The sequence below is a fragment of the Aromatoleum bremense genome, from assembly GCF_017894365.1.
Classification (GTDB): Bacteria; Pseudomonadota; Gammaproteobacteria; order Burkholderiales; family Rhodocyclaceae; genus Aromatoleum; species Aromatoleum bremense.
The window spans coordinates 3,321,933-3,347,413 of sequence record NZ_CP059467.1 but is presented as its reverse complement, the minus strand read 5'-3'; the positions used below and the strand labels follow the sequence as shown (position 1 = coordinate 3,347,413).

Here is a 25,481-nt window from a genome sequence, read left to right as displayed (position 1 = left end):
GCGCTCAGGCGTCCCCGGCCAGGCGCTGGCGCGCCGCCCAGCGCAGCACGCGCCACAGCAGGAAGGCGGCCAGCGCGACACTGATTGTGGCGAGCACGGCAAGCAGCACCGGATACGCGGACAGGTGGAACCAGGTCAGCAGCCACCAGGGCAGGCTGCCGACGAAGTAGCGCTCGCCGGCAGCCTGGCTGACGACGCCACTGCTGCGGATCAGCGACACCGAGCCGGCAACCGCGTTGAGCCGCTGCGGATCGGCCAGGGCGGCCCGCAGCAGTTCGTAATCGCCCGCCTCCGATGCGAGCAGGGCGACGACGCTGCGCTGCGCGTGGGACGGCGACTGCATGCCGACGATGGCGGCGATCGGCGCCCCCGCGGAGATGTCGACCCGGCTCTCCGCTGCCACGGTGTGGGTGGCGCCGGGCCGCAGCGACCAGTCGCGCGAACGTTCGAGCAGCAACTCGAGGTCGGGATCGTCGCGCAGTTCGTCAGGCAGGCGGCCGAGCAGCAGCAGATCGGCATCGGTCGCCGCGGCGGTGCGCCAGTCGTCGCTCAGGCGCAGCCCGAGCGCCGGGTAGCCGGTACGCGCGGCAATCCCCGCCACCACGTCAAGAAGGACGCCGACCTGCGTCGCCCCGGCCCCGGCGGGCACCACCGCCAGCGTTTCCGAAAGATCGGCCATGCGGCTGAAGGGGAAGCCGCTGCGCACGAAGACGCCCAGGTCAGGCATGCCGATGTAATGGTGATAGCCGGACAGGTCGATCGACGACTCCTCGTCGATGATGGCCCGCATATCCACTGGCAGCATCGTCTGGCAGCGGTCGCGCTGCGCGCTGGCGAGCACGCTGGCGAAGTTGAAATCGAAACGGATCCGGTTGTGATCGCCCAGTTTGAGCGCCGGCACCAGCAGCTTGTCGCTGAAGGCGCCGGCATCGCCGGAAAGGACGTTGAGGCGCAGTTCTTCCAGGCGGACGCGGCCCTGTTCGCTGCTCTGCAGCGGCAGGCTGCTGATGAACTGGTCGTTGATGCTGACGTTCAGGCGCGACTCGTCGCTCAGGTTCGGCGCCGTGTAGCGGTACACCGTGCGCAGCGGCACCCCCTGGTTGCGCCAGACGAACAGGTCCGGCGGCAGGTTGACGTCCACCACCACCGGCCGCGGCTGCAGCCCGCTGACCTGCAACTGCCCGGGGTAGTCGATCAGTTCGCCGAAACGCACCGGCCGGTCGGTGCGCATCCAGTTCGGCGCATCGTAAGGCTTGCGCGGTTCGAGCCGCTGCACCCGGTTCACCGTCACCCGCGCGCCGCGGAACAGCTCTCCGCCCAGCACGAGGGCAGTGGCCGCGGAGGCCAGATCGTCGGCGTCGCGGCCCAGCACCAGCAGGATCTTGGCGTAGGGGTCGTGCGGATGATCGATCAGCTCCACCACCGGAGCATCGACCGGCGGATATTTTTCCGTATCGGCGAGAAACGCCGGGCGGCGGTCGTTGCTGGCGAAGACAATCGCGGATTGCGGCGCCTTCCCTGCCTCTGCCTCGGGCAGGCGATCGAACAGGACGGGAAAGCTCGCCCCGCGCCATCCCGCCTCGCTGCCGAAGTAGGAGGCCAGGATCGCCGCCGCGCGTTGCTCGCCGAGACCGGGCGCAGCGGCGAAAACGATCGGTACCACCAGGCGCGCGGTCTCGCGGGCGTCGAAAAAGGGCGCCGGGAAATACGCCAGGTCGTTGTGCAGCACCAGCGCCTGCTCGCGCACGACAACACTGCTGTCGCGGCTGACGCTGAGCCACAAGGCGCTGTGGGCAGGGTCTTCGCAGATGTCGGTGTAATGGCCGATGAACTCGATACGGACACGGTTGAAGTCGGCGAGCAGCCGCGGATCGAGTGCGACCTGCTGATGCACTGGCCGGCCGAGGTGTTCTTTCTCGATCGGCAGCACACTCATCAGCGCATCGTTGAGGTAGATGCGCAGGTGCGACAGCGTCGGCAGCAGCGCCGGCGAGGGAGTGTACTGGAGCCGCAGGCCGGCTTCGTTGGCGATGCGGTCGCGGCGCAGGCCGAACTCGATCTGGTCGCTGTTGCGGATGCCCAGCAGCAGGGTGTCATCCGGACGGCCGAGGCGGGCGAAGGTACGCGTCGTCTGCCAGGCCGGAGGCTGGGGTGGCGTCACGGACCTGGTTGCGGCCGTTGCAGGGGACGCAGTCGCGGCCAAGGCGCCGGCGGCGAGCAGCAGCGCGAGGCCGCCAAACAGGAATTTGCGGAAATGGCGGTTCATGGTCCGGCGGTCGGCAAAGGAGAGGAAAGCAGGGGCAAGGGATTGCGCGGCAAGTAGCTGCCCAACCAGCGCCCCAGACGCCCAAAGTGGCGCAGCGGTGCGCGCAACGGGCGCGGCAGGTGCAGGTACAGCCGGCGATAGCCTTCGCAGCCCAGCTTCAGGATGTCGGCGAAGCTGCGCAGGGGCCGATCGCCGCCGAATTCGTGGTGCCAGTCCAGCCAGGCGTCGGCACGGGCAAAGGTGCACTGGACGAAATCGATCTTTTGCTGGGACGAGAGCGTTTCGAAGCCGATCCCGAGCAGATCGCCGTCGTAACGGCGGACGATGCCCGGAAAGGCGAATTCGCGCTCGCCGCGGCGCAGCAGCAGGTTCACTTCGATGCCGGACGACAGCGGCAGCGGCAGCGGCAGCGGCAGCGGCACCTGCAGCCTGACAGCGACGCCAGCGACGGAGTAGTCGGCCAGGACGCCAGGGAAAAGATGGCCATCGGGCAGGCGCAGCGCCACCGTCAGTGGCGTCTGCACTCGATGGCTCTGGCGCACCTGGCGCGCCTCGGCGGCCACCGACATGGCGGCACCGATGATCAGCAGGTTGTAGCCCACCCACAGCGAACTGACGATCACGGTGGCGATCTCCTCGGTCGAACCGTACGACAGGCGCCAGACGGCAAAGCCGAGGCCGAGAAAATTCAGCGCCGCCAGGACAAGACACGGCAGGGCGATTTTCCAGTTGAACTGGTCTTCCTGGATCAGGTCGCCCTTGGCTGTGACATTGAAGCTGCCCTTCTTCGGGTTGAACAAGGCGACCGTCGTCGGCCAGGCGATGTACCAGGCCAGCACCGTCTCGTACACCTCGCCCCAGAAGGTTTTCCGGTAAGCGCCCTGCATGCGCGAGGTGGCCAGGCTGGCATGGATCATGTGCGGCAGGACGTAGAGCAGGATCATCAGCGCCGGCGCATAGATGATGTAGGCATGCAACAGCAGGAACGCCAGTGGCGCGGTGAGAAACACCAGCCGCGGCAGGCCGTACAGAAAGTGCAGCATGGCGTTGGCGTAGCAAAGGCGCTGCAACAGGTTCAGTCCCTTGCCCAGCAGGGGGTTGTCGATACGGAAGATCTGCGCCATGCCGCGCGCCCAGCGGATGCGCTGGCCGACGTGGGCAGGCAGGCTTGCGGTGGCCAGACCGGCGGCCTGCGAGACGCGCAGGTAGGCCGAGTTCCAGCCGTTGCGGTGCAGGCGCAGCGCGGTATGCGCATCCTCGGTCACCGTCTCGACGGCGAAGCCGTCGACCGATTCCAGCGCGGAACGGCGCAGCACCGCGCAGGAACCGCAGAAGAACGCCGCGTTCCACATGTCGTTGCCATCCTGGACCAGGCCATAGAACAGGTCGCCCTCGTTGGGCTGGCGGCGGAAGATGCCGAGATTGCGTTCGAACGGGTCCGGCGAGAAGAAATGGTGTGGCGTCTGCACGAGCGCCAGCTTCGGGTCGCGCAGGAACCAGCCCACGGTAACCTGGAGAAAGGAATGCACCGGCACGTGGTCGCAGTCGAACACCGCCACCAGTTCGCCGTCGGTATGGCTCAGCGCGTGGTTGAGGTTGCCCGCCTTGGCGTGGCGGTTGTCCGGACGGGCGAGATATCCGACGCCGACCTCGGCGGCGAAGCGGCGAAAACTGTCGCGCCGGCCGTCGTCGAGAATGTGGATGCGCAGCTTCTCCTGCGGCCAGTCGATCCCCAGCGCCGCATAGACAGTAGTGCGTACCACGTCGAGATCCTCGTTGTAGGTCGGGATGAACAGGTCCACGCTCGGCCACTGCCGGGTGTCGGGCGGCAACTGCGCGGGACGGCGCCCCAGCGGCCAGCAGGTCTGGATGTAGCCAAGCATCAGGATCAGCCAGGAGTAGCTTTCCGCCGCCAGCAGGATCAGCCCGCAGGCCAGATCGAGGGCGTCGTTCCAGTTCAGGGTCGCGGTATAGCGCCACCACAGGTAGCGGCAGGACACGATCACCGACAGCACGAGCAGCAGCAGCGTGGGAAAGCGCCCCGGCATGCGCCTGACCACCATGGCCAAGGTCCACAGCAGGAGGACGAACACCGACTGGGCCAGGTAATCGAAAGGTTCGGTGATGCACAGCAGCGCCAGGCCGGCGGCGAGGATGCCGATAACGCCGTACAGCAGTAGCCGGCGGCGCGGGCCGATTCGCTCCAGCCAGTCCGCACCGCGGCGCAACCTGGTACTGCGCCGCACGCGCGGCGGTATCTGCCCGACGTCAGCGAACAGGCGCCCGCAGGCCCGCCCCACACTCGACCATGCAGCCAGCCAGCGCCGGTGCGGCGAATGCACCGGAGCGGCCGGGCGGATCATCAGCAGCCATAACGTCTGCACGGCGTAACGCAACGGGTCGCCCGGGCTCGGCCGCTTGTCCGCCAGTTGCGGATACCAGCGCTGTCGCTCATCGAGCAACGCACGCCAGGCATGCGACTCCAGACGCAGCACGAGCCAGGCCAGCAGGTTGATCATGCTCAGCAGCAGCGCGGCCACGGCCGAACAGCCATGCCGATGGCGCAGCCGACGATAAGGAAAGCAGCACGCGAGCGTCACGCTGCCCTCGCCCGCTGCGCCAGGCACCAGATGGCCACGCTGAGGGCGTCTTTCGCCACCAGGCTGGCTGGGGCGTAGTGACCGACCGGGGCCTTGCAGGCCAGCGCCTCGCGCATTGCCGCATCGGCATGGACGTTTACCGGCAGCAGCCGGCCGCCATGACGCTGCTTCCAGAGCAGCAGCACATCGCGCTGCAACTGGCAGAGCGGATCGTAGCGATTGACGAGCATGAGGTCGCAGGACCGCTCTGGCCGACGCTGCAGCAGCGCATGGCAGGCGGCATCGGCCTCCACCACCCGGATCGGCAGATCGCACGGACCGACGCTGGCGGCATGAGCCGGATGGCCGCGCGGCAGATCGAACAGCAGCCAGTCGAAATGCTCCGCTAGGCTGGCCCGGCGGCGCCGCCACAGCGCGGGCTCGGCACCCAGCCGTCGCTCCATGGCGGTCTCCTCGGCCTCGTTCACCTCGCCGTATGGAAGCAGGAACAGGTTCGACCCCAGACTCCAGGCCTGTTCCTCCCACGGCCATCCATCGAGAGTGGCGCGCGCCCACCCCCTCCTCTCCGTCCAGCCCAGGTTGAAATGCAGCCGCAACAGGTTCTCCGGGCAGACATCGACCAGCAGCACCCGCTCGCCCAGGCTGTGCAACGCATGGCCAACGGCGGCCAGCAGCGAAGTGCTGCCGACGCCGCCACGCAGTCCGCGCATCGACACGGAGGTCACGCCGCCACCTCCTGCCGGTCGTGCGTCGTCGGCAGGGCGTCGCTGCGATCCAGTTCATCGAGCAGGGGCCAGCGTCGCAGCGCGCGCAGCATTTCCGCCCGCATGCCAAGGCCGACGTAATCGAATTCCGGCAGTTGCAGCGCCGCCCGCAGGCGGCCGATGTCGTCGGCCGTGGACGAATCGTCCAGGTCGTGTGCCGTCGTGCTCATTGCGAACGATGCGGGTAGGGTAGCCATTCACCTTGCTCCTGAATGCGTACGTAAGACATCCCGCCGTATTCCAGCACCACGGTGCCGGCGTTTTCCGCCACCGGGGCCGTCTGCGGCAGGTCCGCTACCAAGGCGTGCCGGTCGATGCCGGCACCGTCGTCCACCGCCGCCATCATCGACAGCCGCGCGATGATTTCCGACAATGCCAAATAGCTGCTCGGCGCGCCGACATGCAGCGGCTCGTCGCGCGCGGCCGATCCCATGCCGATCAGCTTGATCCCCACCGGCACGTGGGTGATCGACGGGCTGGGGATCTCGCGCATGCCGGCAATCTGCATGCGGTCGCCATGCAGCCCGGCGCCGTGCTCGGGGACGATGACCAGGACCACGCGCCGGCCGCTGCGCTCGAGTTGATCGATGAAGGCGTTCAGGTCTTCGAGCAACCGCTGCGCGAGCGCCCGGTAATCGACGCGTTGAGTGCCGCCGTCGGCGCGCACCAGACGGTTGCCGTCGTGCAGTGTGACGGTGTTGTACAGCAGAGCCACGCGCCCGGAATCCTGCCCCTGGCGATGCTGCCACCAGCGCTCCAGCACCTCGCGGTCGCGCCAGATCGGCGAACCGTCGAAATTCACCAGCGCGCGGCGGAAACTGCTGCCATCGAGCGCCGGCGCCGGCATGCCACCTTGGCGGCGCACCTCGCCGAGGAAATCGTCGAACTTGCCATCGTGGTTCAGCGCCAGTGCGCTGTCGAAACCCAGCCGGCGCAGGTTATCGAACAGGAGACACTGGTTCGCGGCGTGATCGTAAAGGCCGCTGTGCGAGGATTGACCGCAACTGGCGCGCAACAGGCGGATGGCCGCCGGCCCGCTGTAGGACGTCGCCGAATTGAAGTGATCGAAGACGATATCCATCTGCCGGAACAAGGCGTTGTCCTTCATGCCGACAGCCTCGAGATCGTCCCAGGCCAGCGAGCAGATGTTCACCAGCAACAGGTCGAAGGGCGCGGCCGCCGCGGGGGGCGGCTGGAATTCGGTGCGCCGCCCTGCCTCGTCGCCGTAGAACCGTTGCAGATATTCGTCCAGCGTGGCGCTGTCGGCTTCCCGGCCCGGCGAAGCCGGTATCGCGTGGCGCGGCTGCTCGCGGGCGACGGCGGCAACCGCAGGCTGCCCCGCCATGTCTGCCAGGCCGCCGCTGGCCAGCCACCCGAGCCCGACCAGAGTGAACGTGGTCAGACGCAGCCAGCGCGAAAGGTATAGCGCCGCCACCACGAACACGAACAGCACGCCGATGAGCGTCCAGTCGATGAAGCGTCCGGCCAGTTCGAGCAGATATTCCGCAGAAAAATCGAGCACTCCGGGCTGCGCCAGCAGGCGGGCGAACGGCGGCAACCAGGTGTCGTGATAAAGGAGCGCCACGCCCGCCGGCAGCGCCAGCAGCTTGCGCGGCAGCAGCAGCGCCGACGACACCGGTAACAGCAAGGCCGCGGCGAATACCAGGTTGGGTACGGCCTGAAAATTCAAGTAACCGAGCCACACGAGGATGAACTTGGCCAGGAAATACAGGTTCCAGCCCCCCAGCCCCGGCCACGCCAGGCCCGGCTTGCCGGTCTTACGCTCATTCATGGGCGTCTCCATTCTCCGCGGTCCCGGCCTGCCGGCGCCGCACCCCCCTGGCACGCAGATGACGGGGCGGCAGGCAGCGCTCGATCCATTCGCGCAGGGTGCGCCGCAACTCGCCGGCGAGGAGGACCAGCGCCGTCGTCAACACGCAGACCACGGCGACGACCTGGAGCAGTTCGGCGTAGTTCATGTGCAGCGCTCAGCAAGATGCAAGGTTGCCGGACGCAACTGCAAGGGTGCCCGCCCCACGGCAGCCGGTTCCATGGCTTCGTCAGCTTCGGCAACCGCCGCCATCGTCGCAGCGGTGTCGACGAAGGCGTCGCGCCGCAGGGTGGCGATGCTGTCAAGCCGCTCGCAGCCCTCGAAGAGTTCCCGCCACGGCAGGCGGCAGATGTTGGCCATCGCCGGCTCCAGGCCATCATCGCGGCAAGCGAACAGAAACAGGTAGAGGACGCCGTCGACGACACAGGCGATATCACCGAATCGCCGCAAGCGGATCTGGCTCAGGCACTGTGCGATCCGTAGGCCGGGATGCGGCCGCAATCTCAGCAACTGGTGCACGAGTTCGCCGAATTCGCCGGCATGGATCATCTCCAGCGCAGCAAGGAAATCGCGCGGGGCGAGCAAACCCCGCAGTTGCGGCGGCCGCAAGCGGTCGAGCAGGGAGTCGAAATCGGTCGCGAGGGCGCGCCGCCAGATTTGCCCCTGGACACTTTCGAGCAGGCTGAGAAAACCGGGCAGCGGCATGCCATGCGGCACGACCAGGGTGGCGCCGGACGACAGCAGCAGGCGCTCGTCGCGATACCGCACCCCGGGGACCATTTCGCGCAACACGATCTTCAGTGCGTTGCCGCTGCGCTGGCGCAGCCTGTGCACCTGCTGCGCGATTTCATCCACCTCGCCGATGTCGTCGATCGCCATCAGCACGCTGGCCGCACGCGCCCCGACAGCCCGTTGCAGCAGTTCGGCACGGCTGGCGAAGAATTGCCAGCGACCGGATGAGGCCGACGCGCTACCGAGCACCTCGCGCTGCGCCAGTACGAGATCATCATCGTCGACGACCACGTCTTGCGGCTGAACCTGGGCCTTCGTCACCCGGCGGAATCCTTCGCCATCGACGACCAGTTCGAATGCCTGCTCGGCGCAGACGCCAACCTCGCTGTGCCAGAAATCGAGCAGGTAGCGAATGGCGCCTTCGCCACGATACAGCCGCGCCAGGCCGGACAGCAGTTCATTTGCCGACGCCAGTTCGCGATACACCTGCGACGCCTCGCCGTGGCATACCAGCAGCAGCGTGCAGCGCCGTCGTGCCAGCCAATCGCGCATCCATCGGCACCAGGCATGCAGCTGACGGGAGTCATAATCCAGCCAGCCCTCGATCGGCAGCGCAAGCAGCAGCAAGCCGCCTGCGGCACCGATACCGGCGCGCGTCAGTTCGGACGGCAGATGATCGAGCGTCTCCCGCAGCCGGCTCCGGGAGACGTCGAACAGCGCCAGTTCGTCCGGCCCTGTCTGCTTATCGAGGCCGTCGGCCAGTTCCTGCGGCTCGATGCCGCAGCACAGCAGGCTGGCCGGCATCTGCTCGGGCAAACCCGCCAGCACTTGCCGGATCAGGCGCCTCGCGTCATCTTCCCGATCGATCGTCAGCCAATACAGCCCACCTTGACGCAGGCGCGTCTGGCACTCCCGGAAAGACGGGATGGCAAGGGTGACACGATTCAGACGGGCCTCCCTGGAAGAATCGCCAAGCCGGGCACATCGTTGCATCGAGCCAGCCGACGATAGGGCAGTGACTGCGGCCGATGTGCAAGGCGAAGCGGGAGGTGGCTGGCGTGATCCATAAGACGGCGACGCATTCGCCGCCGTGCGGCGAAGAGGCGGGAGCAATGTGGGCACAAAATCCTGATAAACATGACAAATGTTACCATTTGTAAATATGCCCATTAAACGGAAAAATGCCTGAAGCGTGAATTAATTCAGGTTTCTGGTCATTGCCCACAAAAACATTCACAACTCCCTGTTTCGGAAAAAGGGCAGGAGGGGCGTGATTGACTTGCTTCAATTACAACGCCGTGGAACAAAGGTACTGGCGCGCTGGCGTGTAAAAAAACCCCCAGTACACTTGAAATCGGAGGGGCACTGCCCTTATAGTGCAAAACATGGTTGTAATTCCGGCAACCCGGAGACGTTCTGGACGCGGGTTCGATTCCCGCCACCTCCACAGTGGGCATTCTCGAGAGTGTCCAGTGTGGGGGTGCACCGGTTTCGACAGGGCGGGCAATGGTGAGCAGGCAACCCGAGAGGCGACGGACGTAATCCGCGCAAATCCACAAACGCCAACGATGAGCGTTTCGCTGTAGCCGCTTAAGGCAACAGCCGGGGCTGCCTGAGCCCTGTTACCAAAGACGGCGGGCGGGGGCTTCGGCCCCCGCTTCACGTTCACCGCGCTTGGCCAAGCGCTCGGTTGCCACCTGATTGCCTTTCTTCCCCGTGATCCTGTCTGCGACAAGGGTTGCGCCTATCAGGGCCGCTGCCCTTCCTGCCCTCGCTCGTTCCAATCGGCAATGCAGGGTCGGAGCGCACCGAAACGTTCACGGGGCGCGGTCTTCGAGCGGGGCGACGAGTTCCTGGCCTTCGTTGTGCACGTTGCCGACGCGCTTCGTCACAGGGTGCATCCGGATTAGAACGGAGTCGTACGGCACGAGCAATCGGCGCACCAGCTCCGGATGCGTGTCTTTGCTCAGCCACAGGTCGTAATCATCCTCGGGCACGATGACGGGCATGCGGTCGTGCAGTTCGCCCAGCGCCTCGTTCGCCTCCGTCGTGATGATCGTAAAGGTGTCGAGCGTCTCGCCGTCGGGCTTGCTCCAGCGCTCCCATAGCCCTGCGAAAGCGAACAGGCGGTCATTCGCCGGGCGAATGAAATACGGCTGTTTTCCGCCCGCAACCTTCTTCCATTCGTAGAACCCCGACGCCGGCACGAGGCAGCGGCGGCTCTTGAACGCATTGCGGAAGCTCGCCTTCTCGGCGAGGGTCTCGCAGCGAGCGTTGATGAGGCGCGTGCCAATCGTCTCGTCCTTCGCCCAGGACGGGATGAGGCCCCAGCGCAGCAAATGCGCCACCCGTTCGCCCGTGGCCAGTTGCCGGATGACGGGCAGCCTCTGCATCGGGGCTGCGTTGTAGCGCGGAGGAAAGTCCAGGATCAGCGGGTCGATATCGCAGCCGAACTGCTCGCGCAGCCGGGAGATCGAACCATAGAGGGCGTAGCGACCACACATGCCGCGACTCCTTTGCCGAAGGAGGTGTCAGTGGCAATAGTAGTTCGTTTGTCGCCCGGCGGATAATGCCTTCCAGGCGCCAGTTGGACAGGTCGGCGTCGCACCATCGCGTACAAGCCGCCCCTGTTGGAATGTGCTCTCCACGTTGATCATCCCCGACTGATAATCGACGCTGCGTGTCCACTCAATGCGACGGCACGAGTCGATAACCGCGACGCTCGCGTACCCGCAGAATCTCCTGCAGGCGCACCTCGATATCTTCGAGGCAGGTCAGGCGCTCGTGCCGCTCACCCCCCTGGCGCGTTTCCTTGGCTCCCCAGTACCGCGACAGCACCAGATCGCCAAAGAGGTCCTGGTGCACGAAGGCGATGTAGTAACGCGTATCGCTCTCCCAACGAAGGGACCGGTTGACGAGCGCAGCCGCGTCGAACTGGGTTGCCGACATCACCTCACCTCCCTCGCCGGGGTCACCACCCCGATATGTTTGTTGATCCGCTGCGAAATCCCACGGATTTGCGCAGTGAGTCATCTCCGAACCGCCCAAAAAACCCGAAGATGAAATATTGTCGTAATTATGGCCTGTCAGGACGGACGCGATGGCTGCCGACAGAGGTTGGACGGGCGATTCGCGGCGTATCCCGGAATGGGGCCGGAATCCTACACCATCATCAAGCTGCCGGTTGCCTCCGGCCTGCATCTCGAGTGAGGTAAGGGCGACTTCGATGCTCAGCCGCGGAGTGGACGGACCAGAGGAGGAAACATGCATTCTTCAAAACAACCTTGGTGGAGAGGCCATCGCGGCGAATGGTTCGTCGTCCTGCAGGCAATCCTCTTCGCCCTCATCCTGTTCGGGCCAAGAACCGCCCCCGGCCTGCCACCCTGGCCGGAAACCGCAGCCGTCGTCACGTCAGTCGTTGGCGCCTTGCTGATCGCTGCAGGGTTGACGATGTCAGTCGCCGCGGCACTGCACCTCGGCTCCAACCTCACCCCCCTGCCCCATCCCAGGGAGCACGCAACCCTGGTGATCACCGGCCTGTATCGAGGGGTGCGGCATCCGATCTACTGCGGGGTGATATTGATGGCGGTCGGCTGGGCGTTGTTTATCCACGGATGGCTTACCCTGATCTACGCAGCCGGGCTGTTGCTGTTCTTCGACATCAAGTCGAGACGCGAGGAACGCTGGCTGATCGAACGCTTTCCCCACTACATCGAATATCAACAGCGGGTGCGCAAATTGATTCCGTTTATTTACTGAATCCGAGTTTCAACCAGGTGATTGCGGAAAATATTGCGGAGGGTACGGGTCTCATGCCGCTGCCCGGTCACGAGGGACTCCGGTGGACAAAGCCGCCTCCATCATCGTCATTCCCGCCTTCGGCGGCTGCGGCATTTGAACGTTGTTCCGGGACGATCTACATTGGATCGTTCGTCGGGATGCGCAGCGTTTGTGTTCGCCCGGATCGAACTCGCCTTTGGAGGAATCCCGATATGAGCGACGAGCTACAGTCCAGGACATGCACGCCGTGCCGCGGCGGCGTGCCTCCGATGACGAAGGCGCAGGCCCAGCGCTATCTGGCGCAGACGCCGGCCTGGACCCTTTCGGACGACGGACGCTGCATCGAGCGCAGCTTCACTTTCGGCGACTTCAAGGACGCGATGAGCTTCGTCGCGAAGCTCGGCGAGCTGGCTGAAACCGAGGGCCATCATCCGGACATCTGCTTCGGCTGGGGCTGGGCCCGCGTGACGTGGCAGACAAAGAAGATAAACGGCCTCCACGACAACGATTTCATCATGGCGGCCAAGACCGACGGGCTGGCGCCAACGTGACGCGAAGGCCCTTCCAGTCTTCCCCTCGCCGCAGCCGTTCGTGAAGGCCTTGCCGCAAGCGCCCGTACCGTTGCCGCGGCGACCGGGAAATTGTTTCAACGCGCTGTAGTTTTTTCAGCCGGACTCACGGGTCTCGCGTACAGGAAGCCCCTGGGCCGAGTTCGCGTTGGTCTTCGACAGGCGGCCGGTGGAGTATTGCTTTGTCGCTCGACAGCCCCTTCCGACGAAGGCCTGCAGTCGCGGCGGCGTAGGGCATCCCCGGCACTGGCGGCAGTCCGTTTTCCGCTCACACGGGCGCACCGGCTCGTCCCGACGGACCGAATCTTCTTCCCGGCATCTCCCTTGCAGCGTTCGATATTCCGAAAACCCGGCATCATCATCGCGAGCTTCAAGGAAAGCTGGGACAGCCTGCTTCCCCCGGGTCGATACCTGGCTGAAGGCGAAGCCGTTCTTTTTTCCGCAACCCGGAGCCTTGTGCGTGCGATCGTGAGGAGCATTTCATGGCGTCAACGAAACCGCTGGTACTCATCACCGGTTCGGCAGGCCGGCTCGGCAGCGCGATCGGTGCGGTGCTCGTCGAGCGCTTCACCGTCGTCGGGTTCGAGCGCGATTGCAGGCAGGCGGCCGACTGCATCGACGTCGACATCACGTCGCCTGACGCGCTCGCGGCGGCCTGTCGCACCCTTCGCGAGCGCCATGGCGCGCATATCGCGTCGGTCGTTCACCTCGCCGCCTATTACGATTTTTCCGGCCAGCCGGATCCGAAATACGACGAAGTGAATGTGCAGGGCACGCGCCGGCTGTTGGAGGCGTTGCAGGATTTCGACGTCGATCAGTTCGTCTACGCGAGCACGATGCTGGTCCACGCGCCGACCGAGCCGGGCGTCCCGATCGACGAGAACAGCGATCTCGCGCCGAAGTGGCCGTATCCGCAATCGAAGCTCGAGGCCGAAGAGGCCGTGCTCGCGACGCGCGGGCGGATTCCGGCGGTGATCCTGCGCATTGCCGGCGTCTACACGGACGACTGCGAAGTCCCGTCCCTCGCCTACCAGATCCAGCGCATCTACGAGCGCCAGATGCTCGGCCACGTCTTCCCCGGCGATCCGGCCCACGGCCAGGCCTTCGTGCATCTGGACGACGTCGCGCAGGCGTTTCGGCTGGTCGTCGAGAAACGCCATGGGCTGGAGGACGAAACCACGCTGCTCATCGGCGAGCCGGTGACCGAAAGCTACGAGTCGCTGCAGAACCTGATCGGGCAGCTCATCCACGGCGAGCCGTGGGGGACGCGGCGGATACCGAAACCCGTCGCGGCGACCGGCGCGTGGGCGCAGGACGTCGTGGAAAAAGTCACCCCGGACGCCATCGACCGCGGCATCGAGCCTTTCATCCAGCCGTTCATGGTGTGGCTCGCGGACGACCATTACGAGCTCGACATCTCGCGCGCGACCGAGCTCCTCGGCTGGCGACCGCAGCACAGCCTGCGTCGGGTCCTACCGAAAATGATCGGCCGGCTCAGGCAAAGCCCAGCCGCCTGGTACAAGGCGAACCGCATTCCGCTGCCGCTGTGGCTCGAGGATCTGGCCGCGCAGCCGCAGCCCGAGGCGCAGCTCCTCGCCGAATACGACGCGCTCGATCGGCGCGAACACCGGCAGACGATCTGGTGCCATTTCGCGAACGCCGCGCTCGGCCTGTGGCTCGTTTCGTGCCCGTTCATCTTCGGGCTCGCCGATCGCTGGATGGAGCCCGGCGAACTCATCGCCCCCAACGAGCGCGGCCTCGTCCTTTCCGACACCTGGATGACCGCCAGCGACATCGTCAGCGGACTGCTGATCACCGCCTTCGCGCTGGCCTCGCTGTCGCGGCGCATCGCGTGGGCGCGCTGGGCGACCGCTGCTCTCGGCACCTGGCTGCTGTTCGCGCCGCTGGTGTTCTGGAGCCCGAGCGCCGTCGCCTATGCCAACGACACGCTCGTCGGCGCGCTGGTGATCCTGTTCGCGGTCGGCGTGCCCTCGACACCGGGCGTCGGCCCGATTGCGCGTCTCGCCGGGCCGGACACGCCTCCCGGCTGGGACTACAGCCCGTCGTCGTGGAACCAGCGCATCCCGATCATCGCGCTGGCCCTGGTGGGCCTGTTCATCTCGCGCTATCTGGCCGCGTTCCAGCTCGGCCATATCCCCGCAGCGTGGGATCCGTTCTTCGGCGACGGCACCGAACGCATCATCACGTCTTCCGTTTCGGAAGCCTGGCCGGTTTCCGACGCCGGACTCGGCGGTGCCGTCTATGTGCTCGAGATCGTCACCGGCATCATCGGCGACAAGCGGCGCTGGCGCACGCTGCCGTGGCTGGTGCTGCTGTTCGGCGTGCTGATCGTCCCGCTCGGCGCCGTGAGCATTTTCTTCATCATCATCCAGCCGGTCGTGATCGGCACGTGGTGCACGCTGTGCCTCGTCGCCGCCGCGGCGATGCTGCTGCAAATCCCGTACTCCTTCGACGAGATTCTCGCGACTCTCCAGTTTCTCAAGGAGCGCCGCCGGCAAGGGAAGTGGCTGTGGCACGTGCTGCTGCACGGCGACACCATCGAGGGCGGCAGCGCGGACTATTCGGACAATTTCGAGGAACGCGCTCCGGTGGTGCTGCGCGAAATGCTCAAGGGCGGCGTGACCGTACCGTGGACGCTGGCGCTCAGCATCGTCCTCGGCGCGGTCCTCATGCTCAGCCGGCTGCTGTTCGACACGACCGGCACCGCGGCCGACAACGATCATGTCGTCGGCGCGCTGGTGATCACCTTTTCGATCATGGCGCTCGCCGAAGTCGCGCGGCCGTTGCGCTTCATCAATGCCGCTTTCGGCGCCTGGCTGCTGCTCGCGCCCTGGCTTCTCGACGGCTATACCGGCCTCGGTACCGCGACGGTTTCGATCATCGGTCTGCTGCTGGTCGCGCTGGCCTTGCCGCGCGGCGCAGTCGAAAGTCACTACGGCGCGTGGGACCGCTATGCGAAAGCGGGAGAGCGCTGGTCGAGACTGGCGACGCCCGGTGGCTGACGCTGCTCGGTCGCGACAGCTGGCGACGCCCTCCCCCTTCAATCCCGCGCCGGCACCGCGGCAGGCGCGGTTTCTTCGCCGAGCCGGCGCCACACGATCCAGCCAGCAGCGGCCAGATAGGCGAAACCGCCCGGCACCCACATGATGAGCCCGGCCAGCTGCTGGTCCTCGAGCGCGCGTGCGTCGCCGTAGAACGATACCCTGCCGAAAGTCAGCAACGCGCCCAGCAGCCCGGTGTGGATCAGCGTCAGCAGGATCGCGAGCAGCGCCGGAGCGAGCCGGCGGCCACGCAGGACGGCCCACCAGAAGAGCCACGCACTCACGACGAACGACACGTGCTCGACCAGGTGCCACCACGGATCGTCGAGCGCGAGCAGGTACAGGCGCGGGGCGTGCCACAGCCAGATCAGCACGCCGTGCACCATCGCCGCCGCGAGCGGATGACGACCGCAGCGCTGGATCGCCCCCCACAGCGGGCGCAACAGCGTTCCGGTCGCGGCGCTCCACTGCGGCAATGGGCCGGCCAGCGCTCCGAGCGGCGCGACCACGACGATGAGGAGCATGTGCTGCACCATGTGCAGCGCCGTACTGTTTTCCGCCCAGCGGTCCAGTGGTCCGAACACCGCCAGCGCGCCGATCGCCATCGCGGCGCAAAACCACGTCGCTTGCACCCGGCCCGGCGGCACGCGTCGCGCCCCGAGGCCGTAGAGCCCGCACGCCGCACCGAGCAACGCCGCGATCAGAAGCAGCGGAAAACTTGCGGGCAGCGACCCGGCAAGCGCGTGCGCCGCGGCCGGCCGCACCGTGACGAGTAGCGTCACCAGAACAAACGCCGCGATCAGACGCATGGCGGCAGGCCCACGATCGGCAGCGCGATGAACAGCGTCGCCAGCGCTGCGACCAGATGCACGCTCGCACCGACTCGTGCGATGAAGCGCTTCGCCCGCTCGTTCTGGCCGACCCGGCGCGACGCCCGCCAGCACAGCGCCGACAATCCGAGCAGCAGCGCCACCGTCGCGAGCGACGCGCCGCCCAGTACAACGTTGAGCCAGTTCCACGGCCCTGCTGCCGCGTCCGGCGGCGCGACGGCGCAACCGACCGACAGGCCGCTGTACAGCGCGATGAACCATACGCCCCACACGATCAGGCCGAGCGGGATCTGGAGCGGATGGTAAAGCCACGTCATCAGCCGCCTCCCCACGTCGAAGGAAACAGCACCAAGGCGACGTAGGCGCTCCACACCACGCCGAAGTTGTAATACCAGAGTTGCCCCAGCACGATCGGCTCGTACGGCGCCGCACGGTCGACATAGCCGTAATGGGCTCGCCACGCCTGCAGCCCGGTCGCGACTCCCGCCAGAACGCAGTGGAAAAGGGCATAGCCGAGAACGACGGCGATCACCGCGTCGTGGGCCGTCGCCTTCGGCGCGAGATCCGACGCGTACGTCAGCCACAACAGGTGTGCCGACTGCAGCAGGCCGAGCGCCGCGATCGCGGCGAGCTGCCCGCGCAGCCCCTTGTCCGAGCCGCGTCGCAGCGCCGCGAGAACCCGCCGCAGCCACAGCGTTGCTGCGCTCAGCAGCAGCGCATTCGCGAGCATGCCGCGAGCGTCGAGCGGAGACTGCGCCGGCATCTGCCACTGCGGAGCGACGGTCCACAGGTAGAACCAGCCGAAGAGAAGCGCCGCATAGAGCGCGCCGTCCGCGAGCAGCGTCACGCCCATGCCCCAGCGTCCGGGGCCGTTGTGGGTACGCCAGTGCAACGGCGGGTCGCCGGCAGAAATCGGAACGGCCGTGCCGCCCTCTTCGTAGGCACCGTTTTCCCACGACCAGCGCAGCACGAGGATCGCCGCCGCGACGATCGCGACGCTGGCCACGGCATACGCCTTCACCAGCAGGCCGATGCACACCGCCGACAGCACCAGCGCGACGGCGAACGGCAGCCAGGTGTTGCCGGGCAAGTGGATGATCTCGCGCACTTCGCCGGTCACGGCATCGGTGCCCCAGGTTTCGCGGCGCCCGTGCGCGATCGCCGCCAGGCCCTGCTCGCCGCGCGCCATCTCTTTGACCAGGTCCGGGCGATCCCACAGCGGGTAGCGGCTATCGACGCTCGGCAGGCTGATGAAGTTGTAGGCGGTCGGCGGCAGCCGCGTGGCCCATTCGAGCGTATCGGCGTGCCACGGATTCGGCGCGGCCCGCACGCCGAAGCGAAAGTGCAGCAGCACGTCGACCAGCACGGTGGCGATGCCGATCGCCATGATGAAGCTGCCGATCGAGGAAACCAGGTTCGGAGTGTCCCAGCCGAGCCCGGGGGCATACGTGTAGGCGCGCCGCGGCATCCCCAGCAGCCCGGTCCAGTGCATCACGAGGAAAGTGAGGTTGAAGCCGCCGAAGACCAGCCAGAAACCCCAGCGTCCGAGGCGCGGCGACGGCATGCGGCCGGAAAAATGCGGCAGCCAGTAATAGACCGCCGCGACCAGCGGAAAGAACATTCCTCCGACCAGCACGTAGTGGAGGTGGGCGACGACGAACTGGGTGTCGTGCACCTGCCAGTTGAACGGCACCAGCGCCAGCATCACGCCGGTCAGCCCGCCGGCGACGAATATCACGAGGAAGCCGAAGAGCCAGAGCATCGGCACGTGATAGACGGGCCGGCCCAGCCACAGCGTGGCAAGCCACGAGAAGACCTGGACACCGGTGGGAATCGCGACCAGCATGCTCGCGGCCGAAAAGAACGCCTGCGCCAGATGCGGGATGCCCACGGTGAACATGTGGTGCACCCACAGCGCGAAGCTGATGAAGCCGGTCGTCAGCACCGCGACGACGACCCAGCGGTAGCCGACGATCGGACGCCGGGCGAACACCGGCAGCATCGTCGACACGAGGCCCGCCGCGGGCAGGAAGATGATGTACACCTCCGGGTGGCCGAAAAGCCAGAACAGGTGCTGCCACAGGATCGGGTCGCCGCCGCGGGCCACGTCGAAAAACGCCATTCCCGCGGCGCGCTCGAGTTCCAGCAGGATGCTGCCGAGGATCAGGGGCGGAAAACCCAGCACGATCATCATCGCCATCGTCAGGATGTACCACGCATAGAGCGGCATGCGCTGCAGCGTCATGCCGGGCGCGCGGGCGCGCAGGATCGCCACCACCAGTTCGACCGCCGCGGTGACGGCGGAAATCTCGACGAACGTGATCCCCAGCAGCCAGAAATCCGAATTCACGCCCGGGCTGTACGGCAGGCTCGACAACGGCGTGTACATGAACCAGCCGGCATCGGGAGCGAGCTCCAGGAACAGGCTCGCGGCGAGGATCAGCCCGCCGAAAAGGTAGCACCAGTAACCCAGCGCCGACAGCCGGGGAAACACCAGGTCCCGCGCGCCGAGCATTTTCGGGATCAGGTACACCGCCAGACCTTCCATCATCGGCACGGCGAACAGGAACATCATCACCGTGCCGTGCATCGTGAACACCTGGTTGTAGGTGTCGGCGTCCATGAACGCCTGGTCCGGCAGCGCGAGCTGGGCGCGGATGAGCATCGCCAGCAGGCCGCCGAAAATGAAGAAACCGAGGCCCGTCAGAAGGAAGAGCAGGCCGATGCGGGTGTGGTTCACGATCGTCGCGGCTCGCCAGCCGCGGGGATTGCCCCACACCTCATCGAACTGCTGGTGGAGCTCGTCGGGGCGGCCTTCGATCATGGCGGAAAGGCTGCGCCGGAGACGAGTCGGGGCGGGGTCCGCGCGCCCCCCGGAGCTGCTGGGGCGGGGAGTGCTCCGCCCGGGACCGTGCCGGCCGGGACATCCCCGCCCGCGGGCGCAGTTGCGGTCCGCTCCGCGAGCCACGCGGAAAAACCCGCCTCGGTATGCACCTGCACCCTCAGCACCATGTGCGCGTGCCCCGTGCCGCAGAATTCCGAGCACTGGCCGCGGAACGATCCCGCCTCGTCGGCCTGCAGGCGCAGGACGTTGGTACGCCCGGGAACCGCGTCGATCTTCGGCCCGAGCCGTGGCACCCAGAAGGAATGGATGACATCGGCGCTGGTGACGTGGATATGCACCGGGCGGCCCGCCGGCAAGTGCAGCTCATCAACGAGCACGACACTGCTGCCCGGATAAGCGACGTCCCACTGCCATTGCCGACCCGTCACGTCGATGCGCAGCGGTGCCTCGCTGCGCAGCGGCAGCATGCGGTCGCCGGCGGGAACCCCGAACCCGAGCAGGAGTACGATGCTCGCCGTCGGCAGCAGGATTCCGCCACCGATGACCCACCGCCGGCTGATCCGTTTCGCCTCCTCCGGGCTGAAATCGCGCGGCCTGCGCAGCATCGCCACGATCCACGCGGCCGTGACGCCGGCGAGCACGAAGGTGGCGACGATCAACATCGGCCACCACAGCAGGGTCACGTCGCGCGCGGCGGGGCCGGCCGGGTCGAGTATCGACTGCGGACCTTCGCACGCGGCGAGCCACGGCACGGCCAGCACCGGGAGCATCGATTGCACCGACAGGGCAGCGGCCGGCGTCGATGGCATCGGCACGGCTGCGTCCCGCCCACCCGCGAGGTCAAAATGCCCGTACCCGCCGAATCCGGCGTCGAGTCGATCGTCAGCCGCGCCGCGCTGCGCGGCCACCCACTTCACCCGATGCTGATCCACTTTCCGGTCGCGGCGCTCATCGGGCTCGTCGCCACCGATATCGCCTGGCTCGTGAGCGGCGATCCGTTCTGGGCGCGTGCCAGCCTGTGGCTGGCCGGCGTCGGCGCGGGTGGCGGCTGGATCGCGAGCCTGCTCGGTGTCGCCGATTTGCTGCTGGTCGAGCGCATCCGCGAAAAAATCACCGCGTGGTGCCACGCCGTGATCGCCGTGATGATGCTTTCGCTGGCTTCGCTGAACTGGGCGATGCGCTACCGTGAAGGGGCCGAACAGCTCACGGCGTGGGAACTCTACCTGTCGGTCCTGACAGCCGGCACGATCGGCCTCGCGGCTTATCTCGGCGGACGGCTGGTCTATGAACACGCGGTCGGCGTCGAACTCGGTCATAAGGCGGCCATCGAGGACTCGACCACGCTATAGCGGCTTGGCCAGCACCAGCCACAGCGTCACGCCGAGCAGGACAGTCAGCAGACTGCCGAGGATCGCGCAATGACGGCGAATCCTTCCCTCCGGGCGACGCTCGATTTTCAGGATCAGGACGCCGCACAATGCATGACCAATCACCAGCAGGCAGACGACCGAAAGCTTCAGGATCAGCCACGGTTCGAGCGCGGCGGCGCCGGGAAACAACACGGTGCCGGAAATGATCGCGAGAAGCGCCGCCGGCGACGAAACCAGCGTGAACATCAGCCGCATCAGGTGGGTGTGGTCGCGGTAGAACATCGGCTGGTTGTGACGCGTGCCCGCGGCGATCATTGCCGGCATGTACAGCAGCGTGCCGCACCAGGCCAGCAGTGCCGCGAAGTGAAGCAGCTTGAGCAAGTGCATTCCCGGCCTCCGTTCGACAGCCTCGCCACGGCCCCTGTGGACTCCGGCCTGTGCAAAGAAGCAAAGCGGGGGCCTGTGGCGGAGCCTGTCGTACGGAGCGTCGCGCAGCGTCAACAGACAGCACACGAGCGGTTGCTGTAAAAATTTCAACCGGAGCGGCAAAGAAATGTCCGAGCGGACAAAAGGCCGGATTACTCGTCCCGGTGCCAAATCCTGAACGCTGCCCGGGCAGAAAATACCGCACACTAGCGCCGATTCCGCCCGGACTGTTCTGCGCGGAATTGACTTGATGCACCCTATTACCGTCACAGCACAATCCTGCATGATGATTCATTACTGCCATAACATTGAGCGCGTTCCCGGGCGTGTGGCCCAACCTCCGGACCCGGCCTCTGCCCTGCCGCCTCCGCCCGACAGGGACGGCCGTCGTCCGGACGTGATGAAGGGCCCGGGAGCGTGCGCGTGAGCAAAGCGGAGATTGCCGAGGAGCGGCGCATGGATGGCATCGACGAACGGCCCTGCGCCGAAACCCAGTGGGAAGACACCCCGCGCGACCCGTTGCTCCCGGACGTGGCCGCGCTGATCGACGTGCTGCGCCGGCACTGCGCGGTGGATTTCTCGGACTACAAGACCGGCACGCTTTTGCGCCGCATGCGCCGGCGCATGACGCTGGCGGGCTGCGACACGATGTCCGCGTATCACGAGAAAATCGTCCGGGACGACGTCGAACGCAACGCGCTATGCCACGATCTGCTGATCAACGTCACGGAGTTCTTCCGCGATCCGGCCGCGTTCTCGCTGCTCGCCGACGAAGTGCTCCCCGACATGTTGCGCGGGCGCAATCCGGCTGACGCCTTGCGGCTGTGGTCGGCCGGATGCGCGAGCGGCGAAGAAGCCTACACGCTGGCCCTGCTGGCGCTCGACGCGGCGAGCCGCTTCGGATTCACCGGCGACGTCAAGATCTTCGCCACCGACATCCACCCTGGAGTGCTGAGCGACGCCTCGCAGGGAATGTTCCGCGACGACGCAGTACGCGCCATCCCTGAAGCGCTGCTGCGGCGCTATTTCCAGCGCACGCACGACGGCTGGCGCGTCGATGGCACGTTGCGGCGCCATGTCGTCTTTGCCCGCCACAACCTCCTGACCGATCCGCCCTTTACGCGCATCGACCTCGCGCTGTGCCGCAACCTGCTGATCTATCTGCAGAACGGATCGCAGCTGAAGGCGCTGGCGCAGCTTCACTTCGCACTCAAGCCGCAGGGCCTGCTGATGCTCGGCGCGAGCGAAACCGTCGGCGAACACGCGGCGCGCGCCTTCATGCCGGTCGATCGTTCGAGCAAGCTTTACCGCAAACAGGCGGCCACGCTGCCACGCGTGGGCAGCGTTGGCATCCCCCCGGTGTCGGCGGTGACGGCGCTGCCCGACGCGCTTCCCGCGAACGGCGCAGGCACGCCGGAAGAGCTCGAAGCGGAGCTGCTCGCAACCCGCGAACGGCTGCACGAGATGATCGTCGAGCTCAAGAGCAGCCACGAGCACATCGATCTCGCAAACGAGGAACTGACCGCGTCGAACGAGGAGCTGCAGAGCGCCAACGAGGAATTGAAGTCGGTCAATGAAGACCTCTACATCCTCAACCGCGAACTCGAAGACCGCAATGCAGCGCTGGCAAACCTGAACCGCGACTACGATCACCTGCTCGCGAGCACGAAGATCGGCACCGTGTTTCTCGATGCCGGGCTGCGCGTGCGCCGCTTCAGCGCCGCCGTCGAAGGCGTTCTCGCCTTGCGCGCCTCGGACGCAGGCCGTCCGCTGTCGGAGATCACCTACCGCGCCGGTGACGCATCACGCTTCCTGGCCGACCTGCAGCACGTCGCCGCCACGGGTGAAGGCGTGGAGCGCGAGGTGGACGTCACCGGCCGTTGGTATCTGGAGCGCATGCTGCCGTTTCACGGCGAGGGCGGCGTGCGCGACGGCGTCGTGCTCACTTATACGGACATCAGCCGCGTGAAGACCGCGCAGGCCGAAGTCGCCGTGCTCGCGGCCGAGCGCACGCGCCTGCAGGGCATTCTCGACGCGCTGCCCGACGGCGCGTACATCGTCGGCGCCGATCACGTCATCGAGTATCTCAACCCGGCGCTCGAACGCCAGTTCGGCGCGCCCGCCGGACGCAAGTGCTTCGAATACCTCCACGGTCGCAGCGAAGCCTGTACGTGGTGCAACAACGATGTTGTCTTTGCGGGCAGCTCGGTGCACGCGGAATGGACAGCGCCCAGCGGACGCAGTTACGACTTGTTCGACATGCCGTTCCGCAATCCCGATGGCACGCTCAGCAAGTTCGAGATTTTTCACGACATCACGCCCATCAAGGAGAGCCGCCGCCAGCTCGCCGAGGCCACCTCGCTGGCGCAGGTCGGGTACTGGGAATGGCAGCTCCCCGCCGGCGTCCTTCACTGGGGGGAACAAACCGACCGCCTCCTCGGCCACGTGCCGGGCAAGGTCACTCCCAGCGGCGCCACCTTCCTCGCTCACGTTCATCCGGACGACCGCAAGCGGGTGGCCGGCGACCTCGCGGGCGCGGTCAGGAACAATCGTTCCTATGTAAGCGAATTCCGCCTCATCCGCTCCGACGGCGCGCTCCGCATGGCGCGCGCGAACGGTCACCTCCAGTACGACCGGGAAGGCCGCGCGGTACGCGTGTGCGGCGCGATCCAGGACATTACCGAGTTGCGCGCCACCGAAGCCGCGCTGCGCAACAGCGAAGAACGGTTTGCCATCGCGATGATGGCAGCACCGTTCGCGATCGCGATCACGCGCGTCGAGGACGGGCGATTCATCGAAGTGAACGACAAGTACGAAATCCACTTCGGCTGGAAACGTGAAGACCTCATCGGCAAGACTTCGGTCGAGGTCAACCTGTGGCCCGATCCCGAGAGCCGCCAGCGCTGGCTCGAAACGCTCCGGCAGCACGATTCGGTGCTCGATTTCGAGACTGTCGGGTGCGACCGCAGCGGCGCGGTGCGCCAGGTCAGCCTGTCGTCCAAATACATCGACATCGACGGCGAGAAACACGTACTCACGTTCGTGCACGACATCACCGACCGTAAGGAAGCCCAGGCGCGCGTCGAGTATCTCGCCCATCACGATGCGCTCACTGGACTGCCGAACCGCGTGCTGTTCCGCGACCGCTTCGCGCTGGCCACCGCATGGGCGGAGCGCGCGCAGGCGAAAGTCGCGCTGCTGTTCGTCGATCTCGATCATTTCAAGACCATCAACGACACGCTCGGCCACCCGGCCGGCGACGGCCTGCTGCAAGGAGTCGCGCTGCGGCTGCGCGAGTGCCTGCGCGAAACCGACACCGTCAGCCGTCTCGGCGGCGACGAGTTCCTGATCGCGCTTACCGATATTCGCGACCCGCAGGCGATCAACAGCGCGACCGCGAAAATCTTCGACGCGCTGGCCCAGCCCTTCGAGCTCGAAGGCCATGAGCTGACGAACACGATGTCGATCGGCATCGCTATCTGGCCCGACGACGGCAAGGATTTCGACACCCTGCTGAAGAACGCCGACACTGCGATGTACCAGGCCAAGCGCGCCGGCCGCAACACCTGGCGCTTCTACACCGAGCAGATGAACGTAGACGCCGTCGAACAGCTGCAGATCCGCACGGCGTTGCACCGCGCCCTCGAAAACGACGAGTTCCTGCTGCATTACCAGCCGCAGATCAACCTCGCGAGCGGTCATGTCGTCGGTGTCGAAGCCTTGCTGCGCTGGCACTGTGACAAGCGCGAACTGGTCGCGCCGGGCCGCTTCATCCCGGCGGCGGAGGACAGCGGCCTGATCGTCCCGATCGGCGACTGGGTGCTGCGCGAAGCGTGCATGCAGGCCGCCCGCTGGACGCGGCAGGGCTTGCCGGAGCTGAGCGTCGCGGTCAACCTGTCGGCCGTGCAGTTCCGGCGCGGCGATCTCGAACGCAGCGTCGTGCGGGCGCTGTCGCTGTCGGGCCTCGATCCGGCGCGGCTCGAACTCGAACTGACCGAGTCGTTGCTGCTCGTCGACTCCGAATCCGTCATCGAGACGCTGCGACGGCTGAAATCGCTCGGCGTGCGCCTGTCGATCGACGACTTCGGCACCGGCTATTCGAGCCTCGCCTACCTGAAGCGCTTCGCCGTCGACAAGCTCAAGATCGACCAGTCCTTCGTCCGCGACATCGCCACCGACCCGGACGACGCCGCGATCGTGCGCGCGATCGTCAGCATGGCGCGCACTCTCAAGCTGCAGGTCATCGCCGAAGGCGTCGAAAGCGAGGATATCGACCGCTTCCTGTGCATCTTCAACTGCGACGAGGCGCAGGGATACCACTACGCGCGGCCGATGCCGGCCGACGCGCTGGCCGAATGGCTGGTTGCCAGCGGTCGCGGCGCAAGGGGGCCGCGATAAAAACCGTT

At 66.4% G+C, this 25,481-nt stretch carries 19 protein-coding genes and 1 other RNA gene; 6 read left to right on the top strand and 14 right to left on the bottom strand.

Features of this window, described 5'->3' with window-relative positions; translation table 11 throughout:
* Positions 1 to 4: 4 nt before the first annotated feature.
* Genes bcsB through pbN1_RS15660 form a run of 7 tightly spaced genes read right to left on the bottom strand, consistent with a single transcriptional unit; the run spans position 5 to position 9,186 of the window.
* Positions 5 to 2,266 carry a cellulose biosynthesis cyclic di-GMP-binding regulatory protein BcsB gene (gene bcsB, locus pbN1_RS15690; RefSeq protein ID WP_169202031.1) on the bottom strand — a complete coding sequence of 754 codons (2,262 nt, stop codon included), beginning with the start codon at positions 2,264 to 2,266 and terminating at the stop codon, positions 5 to 7.
* Complete coding sequence (gene bcsA, locus pbN1_RS15685) at positions 2,263 to 4,893, bottom strand: UDP-forming cellulose synthase catalytic subunit (protein ID WP_210147535.1); 2,631 nt, start codon at positions 4,891 to 4,893, stop codon at positions 2,263 to 2,265. The genes bcsB and bcsA overlap by 4 nt, the downstream gene beginning before the upstream one ends.
* Positions 4,863 to 5,591, bottom strand: a complete 729-nt coding sequence (gene bcsQ / locus pbN1_RS15680; RefSeq protein WP_169202030.1) for a cellulose biosynthesis protein BcsQ — start codon at positions 5,589 to 5,591, stop codon at positions 4,863 to 4,865. The genes bcsA and bcsQ overlap by 31 nt, the downstream gene beginning before the upstream one ends.
* Positions 5,588 to 5,800 (bottom strand): cellulose biosynthesis protein BcsR, encoded by a 213-nt coding sequence (bcsR, locus tag pbN1_RS15675; protein ID WP_169202042.1) that lies wholly within the window; start codon positions 5,798 to 5,800, stop codon positions 5,588 to 5,590. The genes bcsQ and bcsR overlap by 4 nt, the downstream gene beginning before the upstream one ends.
* On the bottom strand, positions 5,797 to 7,434 hold the full coding sequence (gene bcsG / locus pbN1_RS15670) for a cellulose biosynthesis protein BcsG (protein ID WP_210147534.1): 1,638 nt from the start codon (positions 7,432 to 7,434) through the stop codon (positions 5,797 to 5,799). The genes bcsR and bcsG overlap by 4 nt, the downstream gene beginning before the upstream one ends.
* Positions 7,415 to 7,609: a cellulose biosynthesis protein BcsF gene (gene bcsF, locus pbN1_RS15665; RefSeq protein ID WP_169202029.1), complete on the bottom strand. Its 195-nt coding sequence runs from the start codon at positions 7,607 to 7,609 to the stop codon at positions 7,415 to 7,417. Before bcsF ends, bcsG begins: the two co-directional genes overlap by 20 nt.
* Positions 7,606 to 9,186 (bottom strand): BcsE family c-di-GMP-binding protein, encoded by a 1,581-nt coding sequence (locus pbN1_RS15660; protein ID WP_169202028.1) that lies wholly within the window; start codon positions 9,184 to 9,186, stop codon positions 7,606 to 7,608. The genes bcsF and pbN1_RS15660 overlap by 4 nt, the downstream gene beginning before the upstream one ends.
* Positions 9,187 to 9,527: 341 nt before the next feature.
* Between pbN1_RS15660 and ssrA the strand changes: the two genes are divergently transcribed.
* Positions 9,528 to 9,855, top strand: a transfer-messenger RNA (tmRNA) gene (gene ssrA, locus pbN1_RS15655).
* A 155-nt stretch (positions 9,856 to 10,010) separates the two neighbouring features.
* Here ssrA and pbN1_RS15650 read toward each other — a convergent pair.
* A complete protein-coding gene (locus tag pbN1_RS15650) occupies positions 10,011 to 10,697 on the bottom strand; it encodes an SOS response-associated peptidase (protein ID WP_169118105.1) in 687 nt (228 codons plus the stop codon).
* 184 nt (positions 10,698 to 10,881) lie between these two features.
* The gene (locus pbN1_RS15645; RefSeq protein WP_169118106.1) at positions 10,882 to 11,142 is read right to left on the bottom strand and encodes a hypothetical protein; all 261 of its coding nucleotides are present in this window, start codon (positions 11,140 to 11,142) and stop codon (positions 10,882 to 10,884) included.
* 315 nt (positions 11,143 to 11,457) lie between these two features.
* Here pbN1_RS15645 and pbN1_RS15640 point away from each other — a divergent pair, with 315 nt between their 5' ends.
* The 3 genes from pbN1_RS15640 (at position 11,458) to pbN1_RS15630 (ending at position 15,565) form a co-directional block, all read left to right on the top strand.
* The gene (locus pbN1_RS15640; protein ID WP_169118107.1) at positions 11,458 to 11,952 is read left to right on the top strand and encodes a methyltransferase family protein; all 495 of its coding nucleotides are present in this window, start codon (positions 11,458 to 11,460) and stop codon (positions 11,950 to 11,952) included.
* A gap of 233 nt (positions 11,953 to 12,185) precedes the next feature.
* Positions 12,186 to 12,524, top strand: coding sequence for a 4a-hydroxytetrahydrobiopterin dehydratase (locus tag pbN1_RS15635; RefSeq protein WP_169118108.1), 339 nt, complete (start codon positions 12,186 to 12,188; stop codon positions 12,522 to 12,524).
* A 500-nt stretch (positions 12,525 to 13,024) separates the two neighbouring features.
* Complete coding sequence (locus tag pbN1_RS15630; protein ID WP_169202027.1) at positions 13,025 to 15,565, top strand: NAD-dependent epimerase/dehydratase family protein; 2,541 nt, start codon at positions 13,025 to 13,027, stop codon at positions 15,563 to 15,565.
* Positions 15,566 to 15,603: 38 nt separating this feature from the next.
* Here the strand turns inward: pbN1_RS15630 and pbN1_RS15625 are convergent, their stop codons facing one another.
* Genes pbN1_RS15625 through coxB form a run of 4 tightly spaced genes read right to left on the bottom strand, consistent with a single transcriptional unit; the run spans position 15,604 to position 20,088 of the window.
* Positions 15,604 to 16,413, bottom strand: a complete 810-nt coding sequence (locus pbN1_RS15625) for a cytochrome c oxidase assembly protein (RefSeq protein WP_169202026.1) — start codon at positions 16,411 to 16,413, stop codon at positions 15,604 to 15,606.
* Complete coding sequence (locus tag pbN1_RS15620; RefSeq protein WP_169202025.1) at positions 16,404 to 16,751, bottom strand: hypothetical protein; 348 nt, start codon at positions 16,749 to 16,751, stop codon at positions 16,404 to 16,406. The genes pbN1_RS15625 and pbN1_RS15620 overlap by 10 nt, the downstream gene beginning before the upstream one ends.
* A complete protein-coding gene (gene ctaD, locus pbN1_RS15615; RefSeq protein ID WP_169202024.1) occupies positions 16,751 to 19,258 on the bottom strand; it encodes a cytochrome c oxidase subunit I in 2,508 nt (835 codons plus the stop codon). Before ctaD ends, pbN1_RS15620 begins: the two co-directional genes overlap by 1 nt.
* Positions 19,255 to 20,088: a cytochrome c oxidase subunit II gene (gene coxB, locus pbN1_RS15610; RefSeq protein ID WP_211161404.1), complete on the bottom strand. Its 834-nt coding sequence runs from the start codon at positions 20,086 to 20,088 to the stop codon at positions 19,255 to 19,257. Before coxB ends, ctaD begins: the two co-directional genes overlap by 4 nt.
* 36 nt (positions 20,089 to 20,124) lie before the next feature.
* On the opposite strand from coxB, the gene pbN1_RS15605 reads away from it, so the two are divergent.
* Positions 20,125 to 20,628 carry a DUF2231 domain-containing protein gene (locus pbN1_RS15605; protein ID WP_169202022.1) on the top strand — a complete coding sequence of 168 codons (504 nt, stop codon included), beginning with the start codon at positions 20,125 to 20,127 and terminating at the stop codon, positions 20,626 to 20,628.
* Here pbN1_RS15605 and pbN1_RS15600 read toward each other — a convergent pair.
* Complete coding sequence (locus pbN1_RS15600) at positions 20,623 to 21,036, bottom strand: CopD family protein (RefSeq protein WP_169202021.1); 414 nt, start codon at positions 21,034 to 21,036, stop codon at positions 20,623 to 20,625. The genes pbN1_RS15605 and pbN1_RS15600 overlap by 6 nt on opposite strands.
* Before the next feature lie 462 nt (positions 21,037 to 21,498).
* Here pbN1_RS15600 and pbN1_RS15595 point away from each other — a divergent pair, with 462 nt between their 5' ends.
* On the top strand, positions 21,499 to 25,473 hold the full coding sequence (locus pbN1_RS15595) for an EAL domain-containing protein (protein WP_169202020.1): 3,975 nt from the start codon (positions 21,499 to 21,501) through the stop codon (positions 25,471 to 25,473).
* Positions 25,474 to 25,481 lie beyond the last annotated feature (8 nt).